This is a genomic window from uncultured Corynebacterium sp. (genome assembly GCF_945649885.1).
Classification (GTDB): Bacteria; Actinomycetota; Actinomycetes; order Mycobacteriales; family Mycobacteriaceae; genus Corynebacterium.
This window is the reverse complement of record NZ_CALZFS010000040.1, coordinates 1-21066: the sequence shown is the minus strand read 5'-3', so window position 1 is coordinate 21066 and position 21066 is coordinate 1. Positions and strand designations below refer to the sequence as shown.

The 21066-nt window shown below is 59.1% G+C and carries 19 protein-coding genes and 1 pseudogene; 11 read left to right on the top strand and 9 right to left on the bottom strand.

Annotated features, from left to right (window positions below):
* Positions 1–467: prephenate dehydratase domain-containing protein (locus Q0M74_RS06185; RefSeq protein WP_293952520.1), on the bottom strand; the 467-nt coding region annotated here is incomplete at its 3' end.
* Between the two features lie 40 nt (positions 468–507).
* Here Q0M74_RS06185 and Q0M74_RS06180 point away from each other — a divergent pair.
* Both Q0M74_RS06180 and Q0M74_RS06175 read left to right on the top strand, forming a co-directional pair.
* Complete coding sequence (locus Q0M74_RS06180) at positions 508–1632, top strand: amidase (RefSeq protein ID WP_293952518.1); 1125 nt, start codon at positions 508–510, stop codon at positions 1630–1632.
* Between the two features lie 49 nt (positions 1633–1681).
* Positions 1682–2341 (top strand): CPBP family intramembrane glutamic endopeptidase, encoded by a 660-nt coding sequence (locus Q0M74_RS06175; RefSeq protein WP_293952522.1) that lies wholly within the window; start codon positions 1682–1684, stop codon positions 2339–2341.
* Positions 2342–2361: 20 nt separating this feature from the next.
* Here Q0M74_RS06175 and Q0M74_RS06170 read toward each other — a convergent pair whose 3' ends face one another.
* From Q0M74_RS06170 to Q0M74_RS06160, 3 genes are read right to left on the bottom strand one after another with little or no spacing between them, the layout of a single operon-like run.
* The gene (locus Q0M74_RS06170) at positions 2362–3564 is read right to left on the bottom strand and encodes an amidohydrolase (RefSeq protein WP_293952516.1); all 1203 of its coding nucleotides are present in this window, start codon (positions 3562–3564) and stop codon (positions 2362–2364) included.
* A gap of 60 nt (positions 3565–3624) precedes the next feature.
* Positions 3625–4389: a hypothetical protein gene (locus tag Q0M74_RS06165; protein ID WP_293952514.1), complete on the bottom strand. Its 765-nt coding sequence runs from the start codon at positions 4387–4389 to the stop codon at positions 3625–3627.
* Positions 4390–4422: 33 nt separating this feature from the next.
* On the bottom strand, positions 4423–5172 hold the full coding sequence (locus Q0M74_RS06160; protein WP_293952512.1) for a DUF5058 family protein: 750 nt from the start codon (positions 5170–5172) through the stop codon (positions 4423–4425).
* 282 nt (positions 5173–5454) lie between these two features.
* Between Q0M74_RS06160 and Q0M74_RS06155 the strand changes: the two genes are divergently transcribed.
* The gene (locus Q0M74_RS06155) at positions 5455–6414 is read left to right on the top strand and encodes an Lrp/AsnC family transcriptional regulator (protein ID WP_293952510.1); all 960 of its coding nucleotides are present in this window, start codon (positions 5455–5457) and stop codon (positions 6412–6414) included.
* 98 nt (positions 6415–6512) lie between these two features.
* Complete coding sequence (locus Q0M74_RS06150; RefSeq protein ID WP_293952508.1) at positions 6513–7763, top strand: LCP family protein; 1251 nt, start codon at positions 6513–6515, stop codon at positions 7761–7763.
* A gap of 72 nt (positions 7764–7835) precedes the next feature.
* On the opposite strand, the gene Q0M74_RS06145 is transcribed toward Q0M74_RS06150, so the two are convergent.
* Entirely contained in the window at positions 7836–8750 is a 915-nt protein-coding gene (locus tag Q0M74_RS06145) for a DUF5926 family protein (protein ID WP_293952506.1), read from the bottom strand.
* Positions 8734–9495, bottom strand: coding sequence for a glycerophosphodiester phosphodiesterase family protein (locus tag Q0M74_RS06140; RefSeq protein WP_293952504.1), 762 nt, complete (start codon positions 9493–9495; stop codon positions 8734–8736). The genes Q0M74_RS06145 and Q0M74_RS06140 overlap by 17 nt, the downstream gene beginning before the upstream one ends.
* A gap of 389 nt (positions 9496–9884) precedes the next feature.
* Here Q0M74_RS06140 and Q0M74_RS06135 point away from each other — a divergent pair, with 389 nt between their 5' ends.
* On the top strand, positions 9885–10871 hold the full coding sequence (locus Q0M74_RS06135) for an alpha/beta hydrolase (RefSeq protein WP_293952502.1): 987 nt from the start codon (positions 9885–9887) through the stop codon (positions 10869–10871).
* On the opposite strand, the gene Q0M74_RS06130 is transcribed toward Q0M74_RS06135, so the two are convergent.
* From Q0M74_RS06130 to Q0M74_RS06120, 3 genes are all read right to left on the bottom strand, one after another.
* A complete protein-coding gene (locus tag Q0M74_RS06130) occupies positions 10861–11988 on the bottom strand; it encodes an MFS transporter (protein ID WP_293952500.1) in 1128 nt (375 codons plus the stop codon). The two genes, Q0M74_RS06135 and Q0M74_RS06130, sit on opposite strands and share 11 nt — an antisense overlap.
* A gap of 76 nt (positions 11989–12064) precedes the next feature.
* The gene (locus Q0M74_RS06125) at positions 12065–13957 is read right to left on the bottom strand and encodes a pyruvate kinase (RefSeq protein ID WP_293952498.1); all 1893 of its coding nucleotides are present in this window, start codon (positions 13955–13957) and stop codon (positions 12065–12067) included.
* A 145-nt stretch (positions 13958–14102) separates the two neighbouring features.
* Positions 14103–15059: an L-lactate dehydrogenase gene (locus Q0M74_RS06120; protein ID WP_293952496.1), complete on the bottom strand. Its 957-nt coding sequence runs from the start codon at positions 15057–15059 to the stop codon at positions 14103–14105.
* A gap of 437 nt (positions 15060–15496) precedes the next feature.
* On the opposite strand from Q0M74_RS06120, the gene Q0M74_RS06115 reads away from it, so the two are divergent.
* The 6 genes and pseudogenes from Q0M74_RS06115 to Q0M74_RS13890 all read left to right on the top strand — a co-directional run.
* Positions 15497–16138: an HAD family hydrolase gene (locus Q0M74_RS06115; protein ID WP_293952494.1), complete on the top strand. Its 642-nt coding sequence runs from the start codon at positions 15497–15499 to the stop codon at positions 16136–16138.
* Positions 16139–16204: 66 nt separating this feature from the next.
* Complete coding sequence (locus Q0M74_RS06110; RefSeq protein ID WP_293952492.1) at positions 16205–16750, top strand: NADPH-dependent FMN reductase; 546 nt, start codon at positions 16205–16207, stop codon at positions 16748–16750.
* 43 nt (positions 16751–16793) lie between these two features.
* On the top strand, positions 16794–17474 hold the full coding sequence (locus Q0M74_RS06105) for a FadR/GntR family transcriptional regulator (protein WP_293952490.1): 681 nt from the start codon (positions 16794–16796) through the stop codon (positions 17472–17474).
* Between the two features lie 9 nt (positions 17475–17483).
* The gene (locus tag Q0M74_RS06100; protein ID WP_293952488.1) at positions 17484–18275 is read left to right on the top strand and encodes a metallophosphoesterase; all 792 of its coding nucleotides are present in this window, start codon (positions 17484–17486) and stop codon (positions 18273–18275) included.
* 365 nt (positions 18276–18640) lie between these two features.
* Positions 18641–20566, top strand: a complete 1926-nt coding sequence (locus Q0M74_RS06095; RefSeq protein WP_293952486.1) for a BCCT family transporter — start codon at positions 18641–18643, stop codon at positions 20564–20566.
* A gap of 237 nt (positions 20567–20803) precedes the next feature.
* Positions 20804–21066 (top strand): annotated as a pseudogene (locus Q0M74_RS13890) (MFS transporter); the annotation flags it as partial.

Genomic DNA, 21066 nt, shown 5'->3' with positions numbered 1-21066 from the left:
GCGGCATCGGCACCGTTTTCGGAGACCAGCTGGGCGGCGGCGGCATTGGAAGATGCGGAGACAAAGCGTGCGTTTGGAACGTTGCCGGCCATCCAGTGTTTGATCTGCTGGTGGGCCACCGGGTGGGTGGCCAGGGTGGTGACATCGGCCAGGGTGGTGCCGGGACGTGCCATGATGGTGAAGGAGACCTCGATGGCTTCCTCGGCGAAGATCTGCACCTCAGAGCCCTGGTCCAGGGCGTCATAGGTGGGGGTGACGAAGCCATCGACAAAGTTTTCGATGGCCACGACCGCAAAGTCCGCGGTGCCTTCACGTACGGCGTCCACGGCCTGTTGTGGGGAGTTCACCGGCATCTGGCTGATTTCTCCGCTTCCGAATTCACCGCGTTCGGCAAGGCGGATCAGGGCGGCTTCGGTGAATGTTCCTGCGGGTCCCAGATAGGACACGACTGTCTGTGCATCACTCATGGTTACTCAGCTTAACCCGTGTTCACTACTGTGGTTGATCATGTCAGTTGCCTCACTTGCCGCACGTCTTGCCACGATGTCCCCAGCCGAGCATGGTTTCTCCTGTTTTGATCCCGATGTGGTGGCCGGGCATGGGCGGGGCCCTTTGGGTGGCATGGTGATTCCGGCCAAGGACCTGCATCATGTGGCCGGTATGCCGACTGCTTTTGGATCCGCCACACGGCAGGTGCTGGCTACAGAAACTGATCCCTTTCTACAGGCACTCATTGATCGCGGTGCCATCATCGCCGGTAAGACCCAGAGCAGTGAGCTGGGCATGAGCGCCTACTGCGAACCGGTGGGCATGGCGGCACCCTCTAATCCCCTGCTTCCGGGACACACCCCGGGCGGTTCCTCCGGTGGTGCAGCAGTGGCCGTGGCACGCGGGCTTGTGGACGCTGCTCATGCCTCCGATGGGGGCGGTTCCATCCGGGTACCGGCGGCCGCCTGCGGGGTCGTGGGCTTGAAACCCGCCCATGATTCCACCGGCGGGCGCCCTGCCACCCAGGGTTTCATCACCCGCGATATCGACACCCAGGCACTCCTGCATGATCTGGTTCCCGTGCTGCGTCCTTTAAAGATCGGGGTGTTGCTCGATCCCCTGCATGCAGACACCGCTGTGGAGGCAGAGCGGATTGCCGCGGTGGAGGAGACAGCCCACTACCTGGAGCAGCTCGGCCACCGCGTCATTCCGGTGGGTCTCCCCTATGGCCCCTGGGCTTTTGAGGCTTTCAGCGAGGTTCTGGCCTGGCGTTCTGCCAAGATCACCGGGGAGGCCAGTCCCCTGGTGGAGTGGTTGCGCAAGCGCGGTACCGCCATGTCAACAGCGCAACGCCAGCGCGCGGTGGCCGCCTTCAACTCCGTGGGAGCAACAGTCCTGGAGGCCTGGGATGTCGATGTCGCGCTCATGCCCACACTGTCGCGGACACCCCCGCGGATCGGGTTCTTCTCTGCGCTGTCACCAGAGGAAGATTTCCTGGAGCAGACAAAGTGGACACCCTGGGCCACCCTCTTCAACATGACCGGTGGTCCCGCCCTGACCCTGCCCGACGGGGTGCAGCTCGGTGGGATCCGGGTGGGGACATCCGAACTGCTGGGACTGGGAAAGCAGCTTGCACGTGACTAGACAACGCATCCACCTCGAGATCCTCATCGTCCTGGCCATCACCTTCGGTATGAGTGGTCTGCGCTCCCTGCTCAGGCTTGTCGACGATCTCCTCTCCCCCATCGCGCTCAATGAGCAGGCCGTGGCACTCAACAGCTCCATGGCCAACTCCGCCTGGTTGGATCTGGCCCTCCAGCTCTGTTCTGCCGGTGTGCTCTTCTCCTGGGGCGCACTGGCGATCTATCTACTCGCGGAGAAATTCACCTGGATCAAACCCACTGACTGGGCCTGGGGTGCAGGCCTGGCGGCCCTGATCGGCATTCCCGGGCTCATCTTCTATGCCAGCGCTGTCCACCTGGGCCTGTCCAAGCAGGTGGTGCCCACCACCCTGGAGAGCTGGTGGGAGATCCCCGTCCTCCTGCTCTGGTCCGCGGCCAATGCCTTCGCTGAAGAGATCGTGGTGGTCTTCTGGTTACTCACCCGTCTGCGTTCCCTGGGGTGGAGTGTACCGGTGATGATCATCGCCTCGTCGGTGCTGCGCGGTTCCTACCACCTCTACCAGGGGGTGTCCGCGGGTTTCGGCAACATCATCATGGGCGTGATCTTCGCGTATTTCTACCACCGCACCGGCAAGGTGTGGCCATTGGTGATCGCACACTTCCTCATCGATGCCGTGGCCTTTGTCGGATATGCGGCCCTGGGTGGGAACCTCAGCTGGCTGGGTTTGTGATCACTAGGAGCTGCTGTTCCCTACCTGCCCAGGTAGGACCCAACAGTGCTCAGGATGGCACGCACCCCGGTGGTCAGGGTTGGTTCAGGTACGGGTAGGAAGAAGGGCGAGTGATTCTTCGCCGGGTTCTCATCCGCTGGATCCGCCCCACCAAACATCCAGAACACCGAAGGTACTCCGATGCTCTCACCCAACCAGCCGAAATCCTCGGAACCCATTTTCGGTGGTACCAGCTCGACGTTTTCCGGGCCGAGTTCTCCCCGGAGGGCAGTAATGACCCGCTCGGTATGTTCTTCATCATTAATCAACTGGGGGAAGGTATAGAGCTCCTCGATCAAGGGTTTCGGAGCTCCGGAAATCTGGGCTTCCCCGTAGACGATCCGCTCCACCGCGGCCAGTACCTGTTCGCGCACGCGCCCGGTCAGGGTGCGAATATTGAGGGTGAACTCAGCCCGGTCCGGAATGATGTTCTCCTTCAGACCTGCATGAAAAGTACCCACGGTAACCACTGCCGGGTCCAAGGGAGCCACTTCCCGGGAGACGATCGTCTGCAACCTGGTGAGAATGTGGGCACCAAGGATGATCGGGTCCACAGAATCCTGTGGCTGGGAACCATGGGCCTGAGCACCAAACAGGGTGACCCGGAGCGAGTTGGCGGAGGCCATCGCAGCGTTCCGGGTGATCGCCACCGTCCCTGTCGGGAAGGGAAAGACATGTTGCCCTAAAACAACCTCCGGCTGGGGAGCCTGGTCCCAGAGACCGTCATCCACCATGGCCCTGGCACCGGCTGCAGTTTCCTCACCCGGTTGGAAAATCCACACCAGGGTTCCCGACCAATCCCCACGCCTCTCGTGGAAGAGGCGGGCTGCTGTCAAAGCGGTAGCGACATGGGTGTCGTGCCCACACCCGTGCATCACGGGTACCTCCTGACCATCAAGGAAGCCGGTGGCCTCAGAAGCATAGTCAGCTCCGGTGTCCTCCCTGATCGGTAACCCATCGGTATCAGCTCTGAAGGCAATGACCGGCCCATCGCCGTTGCGGTCAATACCCACCACTCCGGTGCCGCCACAGCGGAAATGTTCAATTCCGATCGCGGTGAGTTCCGCTTCGATATAGGTGGCGGTCTCATGCTCCTGCATGGACAATTCCGGATGAGCATGGAGATGACGGTACATCTCCAGCATGTCTGCGGTGACGGTATCGGGCAGTGCGGTGCGGATCATGGTAATCGGTAGTCCTTTGGGTTGTGCATTGAAGGGGGTTTCTTCAGCAGTGGTGGTAGATCATTCTGGGTTGGTGGTGTCCACCACCACGCTGGTGCGGCGGTCACGAATGATCCAGTTGATGATGATCGAGGTGATCACCACGATCGCGGTGGCAAACATGCCCAGCTGGGGGAAGATCGGGACGATCAACAGCTGGATGATCAGGGCCAGGCCCACGGCCACCACGGTGGCGCGGAGGTTACGCATGGACACGATGGCCTGCACTAACACTGCACCCATCAGGGACGGCATGATGTAGAGCCTGGCTACTTCAATCACCTCGACTGGAACACGGGAAACCAGCCAGGTCCCCAGGAAGCCGACGAAGATCAACAGGCTGAGCAGGTGCATGGTGGCTGCGCCGCCGATCGCCATCACCGCCGACAGATCCCCTCGCTTGGTACCTGCTTTGGCCCCAATGGAGGATTGCGCGACGATGGCTGCCGGCACCAGCTTGTTCGATATATTTCCAATCATGAAGGCCTGGTACATCGCTGCCGAACCTAAAATCGGGAAATAGGTCAGCGGTTCCACAAACCACAACACACCGAAGATCGCGGCAACAGCGAGGAAGGCAACCCACACCATGGCTGGTGTGATCTGAAGGTCAGAGAAAAATACCAGGTAGGAGGGGCCAAGCAAGGAAAGGATCAGGCCGGCTGCCATGGTCAGGGATCCATAACGGCTGGTTTGAGTTTCAAAACGCGACATTGCGGCATCAGCAGCGGTTGATGGGGAAACAGGGGCCGGTGCAGTGACCGGACGAGGGGAGGTAATGGCCATGGCGGGATTTCCTTCTCTATCAGTGGGAGGGGATCAGGCAATGTGGAGGACGTAGGCTGCAGATAATGCGATGATGATGGCAAATCCCAGAGCCCATTCCCGCAGCCAGGTCAGATTGAAGGTCTTGGCCAGGAAGAGGCACAAAGCCATCACCCCACCTGAGATGAGCACCAGGGAGAGGTGAATGGAGGACTTGGGCATTTCCCCCACCGCCAGAGCTCCGAAGGCACCCAGCAGTGCAGCGGCTGGAATCAATGCCATGGCCACCGGGTTCCTGGTGGCCATGGATTTTCCTCCCCGTTTGAGGATCGGGGTGAAGATCAAGACACACAGCATCCACATCGCCCCGGACAGGCTCATGGCCATAAAGGCCACGGCGAATACCTGCTGGGTGTAACTGGCACCACCGAGCTCGGCACCCATGGACATGGCGGCGGCACTGGCCGACCCCACCTCTGCCTGGGCGGAACCAATCAACCCGATGCGTACCAGGACTGCCGGGGTACCAAAAAGTGCGAGCAGCGCAATGGCCACCAACACCACCGCCAGGGAGGGGCCGATGGAAGCGACAGCCCCGGCGCGGAAGGATTGCTTCAGCTCCCGGGTGGGCATCCCAATCGCGGGGGCGGCAACACGGGCAGCTTTGATATAGAGGACGGTTTGCAGGCAGATAACGGCAAAAACGCCGATGGTGCAAAACCACAACATGGGAGTGTTGGCCACAGCCCAGATATCCGTTGAACTCGGATCACCGAGGGCGAGCAGGGTTGTCGATTCAGACATGATATTTCCTTAGATGTCGGGAGGTCTCTCACAGTTGAAGATTGGGGGCGGGAAACCGCCAGCACCACCCATCAATTAATGTGAACCCAATCTCACTTCAGCAACTATCCATCATGGATCACATCTTCATCAATAGCCTGAGAAATCTGCCACAATCATGGCTGGAACCTGCACCGTGGCAGGAATAACCGGCAGAATTCACCAGCATCAGCCAAATAACTGGCAAATAGTGCAAGAATCAGCTGCCTGCCGATACTCGGGCAGAGATGAGGTTATGAAAAGATGTACCCCTCCCCCACTCTTGATCCCCTCCAGCGAAGGATCATCGGCGCACTTCAGGTTGATCCCCGTGCCCCCTGGCGGAAAATAGCCCAGGTTCTCGGCGAAGCAGAACGTACTGTTGCCAGGCATGGGACCGAATTGTTGGCAACTAACCGGGTGACCATCGCAGGCATTGAAAATCAGCAGGCGGCAGTCATCACCTCTTTCACCTGCACCCCTGGTGCGAGCCGCATGGCCTGTGAGGCCCTGGCCCAACGTCCAGACACCTCCTACGCCTATCTGACCACCGGCCCCACCGATGTGGTGACCGAACTCCATTATGACGGCGATCCCACGGATATCCTGATCAATCAGCTCCCTGCCACGCCGGGCACCTCGCATTACGCCACCTATCCGGTACTCAAGTATTTCAAGACCATCCGCAGCTGGCGGGCCGGCGTCCTCACCGAGGAGGAAAGTTCTGCACTGACCAGTCCCTATGGCGCGGACCAGGCCCATTGGGAACACACCATCGGGGTGGATGAAACAGACAGGGCAATCATTGACACCTTGAAGCAGGATGGTCGTGCCAGTTTGGAGTCCATGGCCCGCCGGGTTGGCCTGAGCGAGAGTTCAGTCTCCCGGCGTTTAGATACGCTCCTGCGAAATACCCGTGTGACCATCCGGGCACTGGTGGAACCCAGCCTGATGGGATTACCGGTGGAAACCCAGTTGTGGGTGCAGGCAACCCCACAATCAGTGGAAGCCATCGGCCACCAACTGGGCAACCTGCAGGAGGTTCGTTATTGTGCTGCGATCGCGGGGGATTTCCAACTGTTGGTGGATGTCACCCTGCCCAATCAACGGGCGCTCTATAATTTCCTGTCCAACTCAGCCTGGAATGCCGGTGCCACCAGAATCCGCTCTGCGGTGGTGGTCCGGGCCCGGAAACGTGGAGGCAGGCTTTTCGATATCACCTAAGCCCCTCATCGCGACGATCCCCCACTCTGAAGTCCCCCTCAGGCATCTGTGGGACTGCACGACTTCTTAGCCGATGGCACTGAAGCTACTGTATAACCATGGATTCACGTGGACAGGGGGATTACGCCCGCGATAGTCAGGGCCGTCCCATCGTTGACCGCTATGGCAGGCCGGTACGGGTGCGTCGTCAAGCACCGCGACAGAGCCCACCACCGCGCCGGGCCGCACCGCCCCCACCAGCGGATTCCACCCGTGTATTCCCACAGCAACCTGTGCCACGACAGCAGCCCCGGCCGCACCGCCGACCTCAACAGAGCCCTCCCTCACCCCAGCACCATCAGCAGGGTTTCCAACAACCTGGGCAGGTGGGCCATGTTCCCCATGAGCTTCCCCAGGTCAACAATGCCCCTGCCTCCAGGAAGCGTCGCAAGCTACCGAAGTTCCGGCTGCGCCCGCGGGGCTGCCTCGGGTCACTGGCAGGCTTCCTCGTGGTGCTTGTGGTCCTAGTCGGTGCTGGAACCTTGTGGGCTGATTCCCAGCTCAACCGGGTGGAATCCACCCCGGACACCCAGGTATCCAACACCTCCGGCACCAACTGGATGCTGGTGGGTTCAGATTCGCGTCAGGGGTTGAGCGAGGAGGACATTGCACGTCTGGGCACCGGTGGGGATATCGGGGTGGGGCGTACTGACACCATCATGGTGCTGCACCTGCCACGCAGTGGTGAACCGACTTTGTTGTCCATCCCGCGTGATTCCTATGTGAACATCCCTGGGTGGGGCATGGACAAGATCAATGCTGCTTTCACCGTGGGGGGTCCGCAGCTGCTGGCCCAGACGGTGGAGGAGTCCACGGGTCTGCGTATTGACCACTATGCGGAGATCGGCATGGGCGGGCTGGCCAATATGGTCGATGCCATCGGTGGTGTGGAGATGTGTCCTGCGGAACCCATCCAAGATCCCCTGGCCAATCTCGATGTCCAGGCAGGTTGTCAGGAATTCGATGGTGCAGCGGCCCTGGGGTATGTGCGTACCCGCGCCACCGCCCTCGGCGATCTGGACCGGGTGGTGCGCCAACGTGAGTTCTTCTCCGCACTCCTGGGTACCGCTACTTCCCCGGCCACCCTGCTCAATCCTTTCCGCACTTTCCCGATGATCGGTGATGCGGTGGACACCTTCACCGTGGGCGATGGCGACCATGTCTGGCATCTGGGACGTCTGGCACTGGCCATGCGCGGTGGTATCAAGACGGAGACCGTTCCGATTGCCACCTTTGCTGACTATGACGTGGGAAATGTTGTCATTTGGGATGACGCCGCTGCCCAGGAGCTCTTCAATTCCTTGAAATAACTCTCTGAACAGCATCAATGCCCCACCTTCCGGGCAATGCTCAGAAGATGGGGCATTTCTTGTAATTACTACTTAGCGGATGGTCACCTGGCGGGACTTGATGTTCTCCAGCTGACGACGCTCCTCAGGGGAGAGTTGCGCGTCATTGGACAGCTCAGCGGTGATCTTCTCATCGAGTGCCTTGAGCTCAGCAACATAGTCGTCGTGGGGGCGCTCGGTGTCGAGGTCCCAGACCGGAACGGTGATGCCGTGGGTGCGGAAGGCGCCGGCGAACTTGGTCTCTTCACCCAGGATCAGCTCATTGCGGGCGGCGATGCGAGCCAGGGCGTTGAGCAGGGTGGTCTCATCATCGGTGCGGACCCAACGGATGTGGGCCTTGCCGCCTGGGTTGACCCACCAGACAGCACCTGGGACGTCGACCTCAACTGGGTGGGAGGGCAGGATGGAATCGTTGGCCATCTCCATATGCTGGGCAACCTCAGGGGAGATGTTGTCCCCATCAGCCAGCCACCAGTTGAAGTCCTGGTGGGCGACGATGTCCAGGATGGCGGTGGCGTCGATAAGCTCAGTCAGGGCTGGCTGGGAACCGTCGTGCTTGCCACTGGCCAGGGACTGGCCAGCTTCAGCGTTGAGTACCCAGTTGAGGGCGTAGGCGAGATCCTTGCCCGGGGTGTTGGAGCGGGTGGCTTGCTGCATTGCGACGAATGCCTCAGCACCGTGCTCCTCATCACGGATGAGTGCTGCGGCCGCACCCGGCAGAACGGTGCAGAGGGTGACCTTGCGGTCAGTACCCTTGAGGGTGATCTCTGCGGTTGCAGAAGGGATGAACTCCTGCAGTGCCACCAGCTGTGGTTCCATGGCCAGGCCCTCGAATGGACGTGGCTCACCAACCAGTGCTTCGCGCTCAGCAGCGCGGGCTGCAAGTTTTGCCTCGCGGCGGCTCATGCCCTCGGGCAGCTGTTCCTTCTTCTTATTCTTCTTTGCCATGGGCATCAGCGTACAGGGCGGTTGCGGGATCATCATTCAGATACTCCGCAGCACGGCCCGGGAAATTGGTGGTGAGCATCTCCACGCCATGATCCAGCGCCCACTGCCAGTCTTTCTCTTTGTCCACGGTGAAGAGATAGGTGGGCAGACCTTTACGTCCGATGAGCTCCGGGCGCATCTTGGCCCGTTCAATAGACAGGCCCAGGCCGGTGGGATTACTCAAACGACGGTCGGTGGGGTTGAGCCAGCGTTCCCAGGAACGGCGCAGGTGAATGCGGTCGATCTCGGGGGCAATCCTGCTCATCCAGTGGATCGCCGGCAGGGAGAAGGAGATGAGGTGGATGCGGGGATCTTCGGTCAGACCGCGGTAACGGAGGATCTTGACAATCTCCTCCTCCAACATGATGGAATAACGCATGGGGTGCTTGGACTCGATATAGAGGTGCTTCTCGGGATAGTCCTCCATGATGTCCAGGAGGTTATTGAGGGTGAGCACCTGCTGTGGTGCTTGTTTGGTGCCGAAGTTGCGTTCCAGCAGCTGTTCCAGGGTCATCGCAGAGACCCGCCCGAAACCATCGGAGACGCGGCTGATCACCGGATCATGGATACACACGACCTCCCCGCACCTGGTGAGACGGACATCTGTCTCCACACCGTGGATGGGCAGTTCCAGGGCCCCGGTGAAGGCGGATTCTGTCAGTTCCGGATACTCCGAGGACAGTCCGCGGTGCGCGATGATCTTCATGTGCATACTCTCCTACGCCGTTCAGCGGGTTCAGAAGGAAGGAATACCTGCTCCCCAGTATCCTCCTGATGGATGAATTTTGCCGTGCTTCTGCCCTACCCCGGTATTAAGTCAAAGTGAATTGTGGTGGATGGTGTGACGGTGGCGATCACAGGGACTACTATGCGCACCAGAGATTTTCCCCACCGCGCATTGACCTACATCGAAGGAATAAGACCGAGGATCCCGAGGTGGTCATCAACATCAAAAAGATCTGTCGGCCACTTACTCACAGAATCTTCCCTCTTCCGCTGCCGGAGGGACAAAGCTGTTGTCATTCTGCTGCCGTTTCCTGAACCTACCACTAGCATGAGACCCACATCACAAGGTTTCTTTTTCAAGGAGTGTTCATGAGCAAGGATATGGTCCGTCAAAATGTTGATCCCGAGGCAGCAGAAATCCTGAAAAGCCCCGAGCTTCTCCTCCCCACCGTCACCGATGAGAGCTACCCGGTGCTCAAGGAAGCCATGGAAGACCCTGCGGCACGACAGCTCGCCAAGGATCAGGCGGATGCCCGTGGCCTGCAGTGGGAGGATCACACCATTGATGGACCGCGTGGTCCGATCGACCTCACGGTGATCCGCCCCGCCGGCACTGTGGAGAACGCCCCGCTGTACTTCGGTCTTCATTCTGGTGGCATGATCCTGGGAGATCACTTTGCCGCCCTGGGTGCTTATGACGAGTTCAACTGGGTGGAAGAACACAACATGGTGGTGGTGACCACGACTTACCGCCTGGCGCCGGAACATCCCGCACCTGCTGGGGTGGAGGACTGCTACGCAGGCCTACTGTGGGCCGCGTCCAAGGCATCAGAGTGGGGTGTGGATCCAGGCAGAATCATCGTCGGTGGCAGCTCCGGTGGTGGTGGCCTGGCGGCAGGCGTGGCACTCATGGCGCGCGACAAGAAGGAGATCGACCTGTTTGCGCAGTGCCTGATCTATCCGATGCTCGATGATCGCAACACCACCGTGTCCTCCCGACAGTTCACCGAGGGATATGGACATATCTGGCCCCGCGAATCCAATATCTTCGCCTGGAATGCCCTCCTGGGTGAGGGTCACGCAGACCGCGATGACATCAGCCCCTACGTGGCCCCGGCGCGTGCCGGGGACCTCTCCGGTCTGCCCACCACCTACATTGATGTGGGTTCTGCCGAGGTGTTCCGCGATGAGGACATCAAGTACGCACTGCGTCTGCTGGAGGCGGGGGTTCAAACTGAGCTGCATGTGTGGCGGGGCGGTTATCACGGTTATGACACCCTGGCAGTTGGGTCTGAGGTGGCCCAGGCGACCACCTCCACCAGGAGTGGGTGGATGCGCCGGATCCTCAGGGGTTAGCCGCCGGCCTGTGTCCCGGGTTGAACTGCTGTAACACAGCCACCAGGAGCAGGGCTGTGGCAGGAATCCAGAACACCACATCGCCGGCACCGGTATAGATCGGTAGAAAGATCACGGGAGCCACAGCGGTGCCGAAGAACCTGAACGCCTGGACAGTCGAAAGCAGGGAGGAACCACCGACCCCGGACAGCACTGCCAGGTTGATGGTCGCCTGTATGCCCTGTCCGGCCATAACGGCCACAGCCCAGGAAGCAACCAGGAGCCAGAGCCAGGGCAGGAAAGGCATTACGGCCAGACCCAGCCCGGCGAGGATTCCGGCTGAGACAAGAACAATCCGGGTGCCATAGCGGTCAGCCATCCTGCCAATGGGTCGGGAGGTTAGGAAAGCCGCGATGCCACCACACATGATGACCAGACCACGTTCCACAGGCCCGAGTCCGAATTCATCTCCGGCATGCAGGGCAGTCAGGAATCCCAGGCCCATGATGCCCATGCCCACCACCAGGCTGCTGAATATCTGGATCGACATCGCACCCCACTGCACCCGGCCTGTCACCTGTTGCGGTGAGGTATCCGGGGAGGGAACTTCAGGGACGCGGACCAGGAGGATAAATGCCGAGGCCAGGATCGTCGCCAGGAAGGTCAGCCGCCAATTCACTAGGGTTGAGAGACCGGAGAACAACGGTGCGGACAACATTCCCAGAGATTGCATCGCAGCATAGGTACCCAGTGCAGAACCCAGGGCTCCCGGTGGATGAAGTTCGCGCAACATCACCTGAAGTACCGGGGTGGTGAAGGCATTGGCAATGCCGATGGCAGAAAAACACAGTAGGAACAGGTACCAGGAAGGGGTGAATAACAGCGCCACAGCCAGTGGCAGTGTCACCCCATAGGCGACCAGAACCACCTTGTGTGGCGGGATGCTGTGCACGAGCCTCCCGGAGAACAGCATCGTTATAGCAAAGGGGAAGAGATAGGCCGTGATGGTCAGGGCTGCCTGCGCCAGGGTGATACCGAAGGTCTCAGCGAACTCCGGAAGGATGACCGCCAGGGCCTGGCCGGTGAAGGGGCCGACAAACCCCCCAAGATAGATCGCCCACATCTGGAACTTTTTCATGCCTCACCTTTCGATGAACACAGGGTACCCCCAGATGCAGATTCATTTTCTTCACGCCCCTTTAGTGGGGAGCACACTAGCCCTCCTGGCCCGGCTCCTCCCAACTACGGATACGGCGCAGAAGCATGCGGCTCTTGCGCTGGGAGGCACCAAGCTTCTTACTCATGCGCGCCAGCACCTTGATGGCATCGGTAATGTGTGGGCCTTTGTTGAGCATGACGCATTCACAACGCAGTGCCAGGGCAGCATCGGTGATCTCTGCACGGGAGGGCAGACCATTTTTGGCCATGTTCTCCAGGACCTGGGTGGCGAAGATCGTCGGGATATGAGCGGCTTCCGCCAAGGCCATGATCAGCTGTGGAACTTCAGCCATGCGGTCAAAGCCCAGTTCCACGGCTAAGTCACCGCGGGCGATCATGATGCCGAAATTCTGGTGGCGCATGCCGGTGATCATGATCTGGGCCAGGTTCTCATAACCCGGGATGGTTTCAATTTTCAGCACCAGTCCGAGTTCACGGATCTTCTCATGCTCCCCGGTTTCTTCAGCGATGTCTTCCAGTGCCTGCAGGATGTATTCCACATCCTCGGTGTCGCGGATGAAGGAGACGTTGACGATGTCCGCATAGTCAGTCACAAAACGCAGGTGCTGCAGATCCTCCTCGGTGAGGCTGGGCAGGGGCAGTTCAGAATCCGGCAGGTTGATGCCCTTGTAGGCGGCCAGGTTCACGCCCTGGGGGCGGGCACGGGTGACCTCCAGTTCCAGGATGTGTTCACCGTCATCTTCCTTGCGGTCGATGCAGACTGCGGCGATGGCGCCGTCGTCGAAAAGCACCCGGTGACCAACTTTGACTGCGCTGACTGCCTCCGGGAGGGTGCAGCTCAGTTTCGGGATGCGGCCACCACCTACTGAGGGGTCATAGACGATGTCCTCGGAGGTGATGAAGAGGCGATCTCCCACCTTGAGTTTGAGGCGCTGTCGGACCGGCGGGATGCCACGGACCGGGGTGCGTTCATAATCATGCTGGAGCAGGGTGCCGTTGGTGAGGTAGGCGTTCTGGTAGCCCTCGGCAAGGACCGCGCCTTCGAAGGTGCGGACCACAGTGAAGGATCGACGGGAGCCACGGTTATCGGTCAGTCCGATTAGGCTGCCGGTGCTCAGCTTCTCGAACCACAGCGGATCCACCTGGATGGGAAGTGCCGGGCGGCCGGGTAGGTTTTCCTGCGCCGGAACCGGTTCTTCACCCTCTTCTGGGATTGGGGTGATCCACAACTTGGAAGGGGTGAGGACCTTGCCGGTGTCCAGGCGGGTGACACGGGCACGACCCACTTCAGGCCCCGGCGCGATTCCACCGGTGCGCACCTTAGGCCCGGCGAGATCCATGGCCACACGGATCTCACGTCCGACTTCCTCAGCCACGGTGTGGAGGTTGTCGATCATCTGCTTCCATACTGTTTCATCATCGTGGGCACAGTTGATGCGGGCTAAGTCCATGCCGCTCTTGGCAAAACTCCTGAGCAGGTCGATGTCCGTGGCTGCCTCCGTGGGGAGGGTGACCATGATGCAGGAAGGAGTGTCCTCAGCGGGTGCGCCGAGCAGGATCTCTGCGTGCTCATCCAGGATTTCATCAGCATCAGAGAAGGCATCGGCAACATCAGACCCCGGATAGAGGGGGCCCTCGCCCAGGTAGGCGCCGAGGACATTGCGGGCAGACTTCAGTCGTGCCTTGACACTGGGTTCCGTGGTGGTCAGGCGGGTAGAGCCGATGGAGGATAAGGCACCCTGGAGGTTTCGCAGGTCACGGGTACGCAGGTGCAGGTAGTGCAGAAGGTTGATGGCACCGTTGTAATGGGTCGGTGACACCTGATCGATCTCTGCCTTGTTGGCCTCGGTGACCTGGGCCAGTTCGGTGAGGAGATCATCAACCTCCTGCCTCAAGTGCTGAATGTGATCGTGATTGAACGTTCCCATGTTTTCTGCTCCTTAAACCAACAGTTCATCCGGCCTCCGGAGGTTCATCTGGTTACACCCTCACGGCCGCTAATATTCTCATTGTGCACCTGCGGTGCCGACCCGGCATGTTGAAAATCTGGATGGAGGTGACAGGCGCAGGTTCCTAAGTTTCCGGGATGAAGATCTCATCCTTGATGGCGCGCAAGGTGTTGACGGAGTGCTTGAAACGCTCCATCTCATGATCGGAGATCTCCAGTTCCACCACACGGTGGATGCCATTGCGATCAATGATGGCCGGGGTGCCGATATAGATGTCTTCCTCGCCGTACTGGCCTTCCAGCAGCGCGCTGACGGGAAGTGCCACATCCTGGTTGTGCAGGATGGCGAGTGTGATGCGGGCCAGGCCCATGCCGATGCCATAGGAGGTGGAACCTTTGGCATCAATGATGCGGTAGGCGGCATCCCGGGTTTCCTCGAAGATTTTCTCTAAGCGCCCCTCCAGCTCAGGATCCTTCTCCAGCATTCTGCGCATGGACACACCCGCAATGGTGGCGGAGGACAGCACAGGCAGTTCAGTATCACCGTGTTCACCGATGATGTAGGCGTGGATGGACTTCGGGGAGACATCATAGAGATCACCCAGCATGTAGCGGAAACGTGCGGTATCCAGCACTGTTCCGGAACCAATCACACGGTTCTGGTGCAGGCCGGAGAACTTCCACACCGCGTAGGAGAGAATATCCACCGGGTTGGAAGCCACCAGGAAGAGACCATCGAAGCCATTGGCCATGACCTCATCCACGATGGCCTTCATGATCTTGACGTTCTTATCCACCAGCTGCAGGCGGGTCTCCCCCGGCTTCTGTGCCGCACCAGCACAGATGACCACCATCGCGGCATCAGCGCAGTCCGCGTAGGTGCCCTTTTTCACGCGGGTCCGTTTGGATGCCCACACCACACCGTGGTTGAGGTCCATGACGTTGCCTTCGAGTTTCTTCTCATCAATATCAATGATGCACAGATCATCCACCGCACCCTGGTTAACCAGAGCATATGCGTAGGCGACCCCCACATCGCCCGCACCGATCAGAACCACCTTGTTACCGACAGCTCGTTTCATGTCTTCACCCTCATTCTTCTAGAAACCGTATTGAACCCAGCGTTGTTCATCTAGTTATGCGTCCAGGTGACGAAGAGAAGTGCAGCATTTCCACGACGTGCCTGGAAACCTTATTACCTTTTTAATTATGCCCGAGTTTGCCGGAGAAAGTTGTCTGTTCGGACTTGGAGGGCATGGATCACCGACTGCAAACTCACCCACATTCCAGCCATCATCTGTTCCGGACATTGCGACCAAGAATAGTGACTGCACAGCTTTTCCCCCCAGATATGCTCGGCAGGCTGCTGAGAGCAGGCAGGGTGGCGACCAGCTCCCTCAACCAGGGGGGGAGCCAATTCAACAGCGGTCACATTTCCCTTTCCACTCCCCGCCTACTGCCCCCATGTATCCTGCTCACTCCCCGTCAAGGCCACGGCAAACCACCTAATATCAATGCCATGAACCAGCATGCGATCCTCTTTGATCTGGACGGCACCCTCGTGGATCACACCAGTGCGGCACATGCGGCGCTGCAGGTGTGGTCACCCAGCCTCGGTATTGAACCGGACTTCCAGCGGTGGTTGGAGCTGGACAAATGGGGCTTTGCCCGTTTCGAGCGTGGGGAGACCACGCATCTGGGGCAACGTCGGGATCGGGTGCGTGCCTATACCGGCCGGGAGTTCACTGATGCGCAGTGCGATGAGATCTACACCGGTTATCTGCGCATCTATGAGCAGAGTTGGATGGCCTATGATGACGCTTTGTCCTGTCTGCAACGGGCGTTGGACACCGGTGATCCGGTGGGCATCCTCACCAATGGTGGTGAGGTGATGCAGCAGGACAAGATGGAACGCACCGGCCTGAATCTCCCCGGGTTGGTGATGTTGGCTGCCACCACCTTGGATTCTGCGAAGCCCCGGCCGGAGATGTATACCCGTGCCTTGGCACATCTGAATGCCACCAAAGCCACCATCATCGGCGATGACTGGATCAATGATGTGGCAAAACCCCGCGAGCTGGGTTGGACAGCCTGGTACATCGATCGTACTGGCCAGGATCCACGCACTGATATCACCACATTGGACCAGGTCATCTTCTGAATTCTCCTGCGTTGATATCTAGGATGGCGGGGGAAACAACCAGAGATCAACGGCAAGGAGTACGGCATGAAAATCGGTATCATTCTCGGCAGTATCCGTCAGGGTCGCTTCGGCAAGGGGGTTGCTGACTGGGTCATGGACCAGGTGCAGTCCCGCAACGATGATGGCGTGTCCTATGAGTTGCTTGATCTCAAGGAATTCAATGTTCCACTCTTGGAGGCTGAAACCGTTCCCGGTGCTGCGAACAAGCAGTACGACGATGAGAACGTGACCCGCTGGTCACAGGCCATTGATTCCTATGATGGATTCCTGTTTGTCACCCCTGAGTACAACCATGGTGTACCCGGCGCGTTCAAGAATGCCTTTGATGTCCTGGGTATGGAGTGGTGGGGCAAACCGGTTGGTTTTGTCTCCTATGGCGCCGCCGAGGGTGTGCGTGCGGTGGAACAGTGGCGTCAGATCGTGGGCAATTTCAACATGTACGATGTCCGTGCCCAGGTGACCTTCTCCACCTTCAATGAAGCCAAGGATGGGGCTTTTGCTCCGAATGAGCGTCGTGCGGGTGAACTTGAAGGGGTGGTGGACGCACTCCTGGAGGCAATGAAGCGCTGATAATCACCATATTTCTTATGGTGTCATGCGATACTGGGATGCGATGAAAGCGCACGAGACTGTCATGAACTGGGTCACCGAGGAGCTGAAGAGCGGTCGGCTCAGCATTGGTGACCATCTTCCCAGTGAGCGTGCACTGGCGGAGACACTTGGAGTTTCCCGCAGTTCACTCCGGGAGGCCCTCCGTGTCCTGGAGGCCTTGGGCACAATTTCCAGTTCCACCGGTTCAGGCCCGAGGTCTGGAACCATTGTCACGGCTGTCCCGGAGCAGGCATTGTCACTGTCCCTGACACTGCAGTTGGCCACCAGTCAGGTAGGTCATCATGACATCTTTGAAACCAGGCATCTCCTGGAGGGCTGGGCGGCACTCCATTCGGATCCGGAGCGTGGCGACTGGTCTACTGCCGAGAGGTTGCTGGACATCATGGATGATCCGGCACTTCCACTGGAGGAGTTCCTCAAGATGGATGCGCAGTTCCATGTGATTTTGTCTCAGTCGGCATCCAACCCTCTGATCAGTACCTTGATGGATGCCCTGCGTTCCTCGGTGGCTGATCACACGGTGGCCCGTGCTCACTCACTTCCTGACTGGCCCACCACAGCGGCGCGGCTGCAGTCTGAGCACCGCGCGATCCTTGCTGCTCTGCGGGAAGGCAGGCGTGAGGAAGCCGTAGAACTCATCCGTCAGCACATCACCGGCTACTACGAAGAAACAAAAGGGTGACCGGTACACATGGTGCGCACTTTATGGGCGGTCAGCGATCTGCATGTGACCTTCCCGGAGAATCAGGGGGTCGTCGACAAGCTCCAGCCCCGCGACCCCGGTGACTGGCTGATCGTCGCCGGCGATGTCGCGGAGAAGATCCCGGATGTGGTGCGCACCCTCACCGCGCTGAAACAGCGCTTCCACACCGTGATCTGGGTACCGGGTAATCATGAGTTGTTCAACCGGAAAACGGATCGTATCAACGGCAAGGCCCGCTACCGGGCACTCGTCGGGCAGCTGCGCACCATCGGGGTGATCACCCCGGAGGACCCCTATCCGGTGTTCGGCAAGGTTACTGTCTGTCCGCTGTTCACCCTCTATGACTACTCTTTCCGTCTCCCGGGTGTCACCGCGGCGCAGGCCGTTGCGGATGCCAAGGTGAAGCTTGACGACGAAATCGCCATCGCCCCCTACGTGGATATTGAAAAATGGTGTGCTGAGAGAGTCGACTACACCGAGGAGCGCCTCGCTGCTGTCAGGGGTGAAAAGATCCTGGTCAACCACTGGCCCCTGGTGGTGGAGCCCACGCACCGTCTCCGCTTCCCCGACATCGCCTTGTGGTGTGGCACCACCGCCACCCGCGACTGGGCATTAAAGTACAACGCCGTCATGGCGATCCATGGTCACCTGCATATTCCTGCTGAAACCCGCGTGGATGGCATCAGCCATATCGAGGTCTCCCTCGGTTATCCCTTTGAGGAACACCCACCGCATGTGGAGAAGCGCCCCTGGCCGTTCCCGGTCTTGCAGATCAACTGATCACTTCTATTTCAGAGTCCCCTGTCATCTTTTTACCCAGACCAATGCCCCACTCCTTTAGCTAACGTGGAATGAAGTCAGATTTCAGGAGACATCTGCGATTTTCCTGAGCATCTTCCACCGAGGGGGAAAGACCAATACGATATTTCAGGAAAGCTCTGGATACCCCTTCCATGCCTTAGCGGTGTAAGGTGCCCGACAGGGAAAAACTGAATTTCTCAGCGCTTAATCAGACTTTGTCAAGCACTATCATATATAAATTCAGTCCAGCGGGGAGCCGAAAGCTCATCAAAGTACCACTTAGAAATGACGACCAGGCCGCTGGAACGCCACCCCGCGTGCACTCCATACATTAAGGAAAACCGATGCCAGAAATCCCCCGACAACACCCGGACGATAGAAAGACCACCTCAGAATCTTCCAGTCAAGGGCTCTACCCACATGATCTCCACCCTGGCTTGGTGCCGGGGATCAGCGTGGAGGAGCAGCGTAACCGCTTCGGCCTGGACCGCATAGTATTCTTCTCCACCGCAATCATCATCGTCGCGTTCATTGTCTGGGGTGTCACCAGTCCAGACTCTGTTTCATCGGTTTCCTCCACCGCATACTCCTGGGCCATGAGCAATGCCGCCTGGTTGCTCAACCTGGTGATGTGTCTCGGTCTGTTCGTCATGTTGTTCCTGGCGTTCTCCCGCTTCGGACACATCCCGCTGGGCAAGGACATGGAGAAGCCGGAGTTCTCCCGCTTCTCCTGGATCGCGATGATGTTCGGCGCCGGCATCGGCGTGGGTATCTTCTTCTTCGGACCTTCCGAACCACTGTCGTACTTCCTCTCCCCACCGCCCAACACCGTTGAGGCTGGTACCCCTGAAGCCCTGCATCAGGCCATGGCGCAGTCCCACTTCCACTGGGGTCTGTCCATCTGGGCTCTCTATGCCCTCGTGGGTGCAGCACTGGCATACTCCACCTACAGGCGTGGCCGTGCCTCCTTGATCAGTTCGGTGTTCCGTCCACTGCTGGGCACCAAGCATGCAGAAGGACCAGCAGCCCGCGTCATTGACATCATGGCGATCATCGCCACGCTCTTCGGCACCGCTGCCACCCTGGGTTTGTCCGCCCTGCAGATCGGTAAGGGTGTCGAGATCATCTCCGGGGCAGGTCCCCTGGCCAACGACGCCATCCTGGTCATCATCGGTGTACTGGGTGTTGGTTTCATCATCAGTGCCGTCTCCGGTGTGGCACGTGGTATCCGCTACCTGTCCAATATCAACATCAGCCTGACCCTGGGTCTGGTGGCCTTCGTCTTCATCTTCGGCCCCACCCTCTTCCTGCTGAACCTCATCCCGTCTGGTGCTGCCACCTACCTGGATGAGCTGCTGCCGATGATGGGCAAGTCCCTGTCCTGGGGCGAGGACACCATTGAGTTCCAGGGCTGGTGGACCGCCTTCTACTGGGCTTGGTGGATTGCCTGGACTCCATTCGTGGGCATGTTCATCGCACGCATTTCCCGGGGCCGCACCATCCGTGAATTCGCCTTGGTGACCATCGCGGTGCCCACCTTCATCCTCATTCTGGCCTTCACCATCTTCGGTGGCACGACGATCCACTTCAACCGTGAAGGTGTGGAGGGCTTCGATGGCTCCGCAGGCAATGAACAGGTGCTCTTCGCCCTCTTCGATCAGTTGCCACTGAATATGATCACCCCCTTCATCCTGATCGTGGTACTGGCGATCTTCTTCATCACCTCCGCGGACTCCGCATCAACGGTCATGGGCACCATGTCCTCCAAGGGCAACCCGGCACCCAACAAGATGGTCGTTGTTTTCTGGGGTCTGTGCATGATGGGCATTGCGGTGGTCATGCTGCTGGCCGGTGGCGAAACCACCCTGACTGCTCTGCAGAACCTCACCATCCTCATCGCACTGCCCTTCGCGGTGGTGCTGATACTCATGACCGTGGCATTCCTGAAGGACCTGACCACAGATCCCGCCGCCATCCGTCGTACCTATGCTGCCGCGGCAGTACAGAACGCTGTTGTCCGTGGCCTTGAGGAACACGGCGATGACTTCGAGCTCTCCGTATCTGTTGCCGAGGATGGCCGTGGAGCCGGCGCACAGTTCGATTCCACAGCAGATCATGTGACCGAGTGGTACCAGCGCACCGATGAAGACGGCAATGATGTTGATTATGACTACGCCACCGGTGAATGGGAGGACGGTTGGACTCCAGACACCACGGAGCCAGAAGCCACCTCCACCAAGGCTGCCCAGGACGGTAAGTCTGGGAGCTGACACAGCCTTCATATCCACACACCGTGGATAACTGATTCACCTCAGTCGCCGGGGTTCTTCCTAGGGAGAACCCCGGCTCTTGGTTTTCATCAGCAATGATTCCATCAGCGACGGGGGTAACACCTCCCATCAGTGAGCACTGTTTTTGGTAGCAAACCAGAAACCCCTACACCCGTGTTGCCCCGCCCCCATTGACAGGAAAAGGTGATGAGGCTTACATTCTTGTGGTCAGACCACATGGTCCGGCCGATAAAGCGCATCGTCGCCAGGCCGTCCACTTCCCCCCCGCCCCCCCCCCCCAATACGCAAGAGGTCACCTTGACTACAACAGACACCTCAACGAGGCAGACACCTACGCAGCCTCCAACAAAACTGAACAAACGAGTGCTCTTCGGAAGCCTCAGTGGCAGCGTCATCGAATGGTTCGACTTCCTGGTTTATGGAACCGTCGCAGCACTGGTGTTCAACAAGATGTTCTTCCCCAGCGACAACGCCTTCCT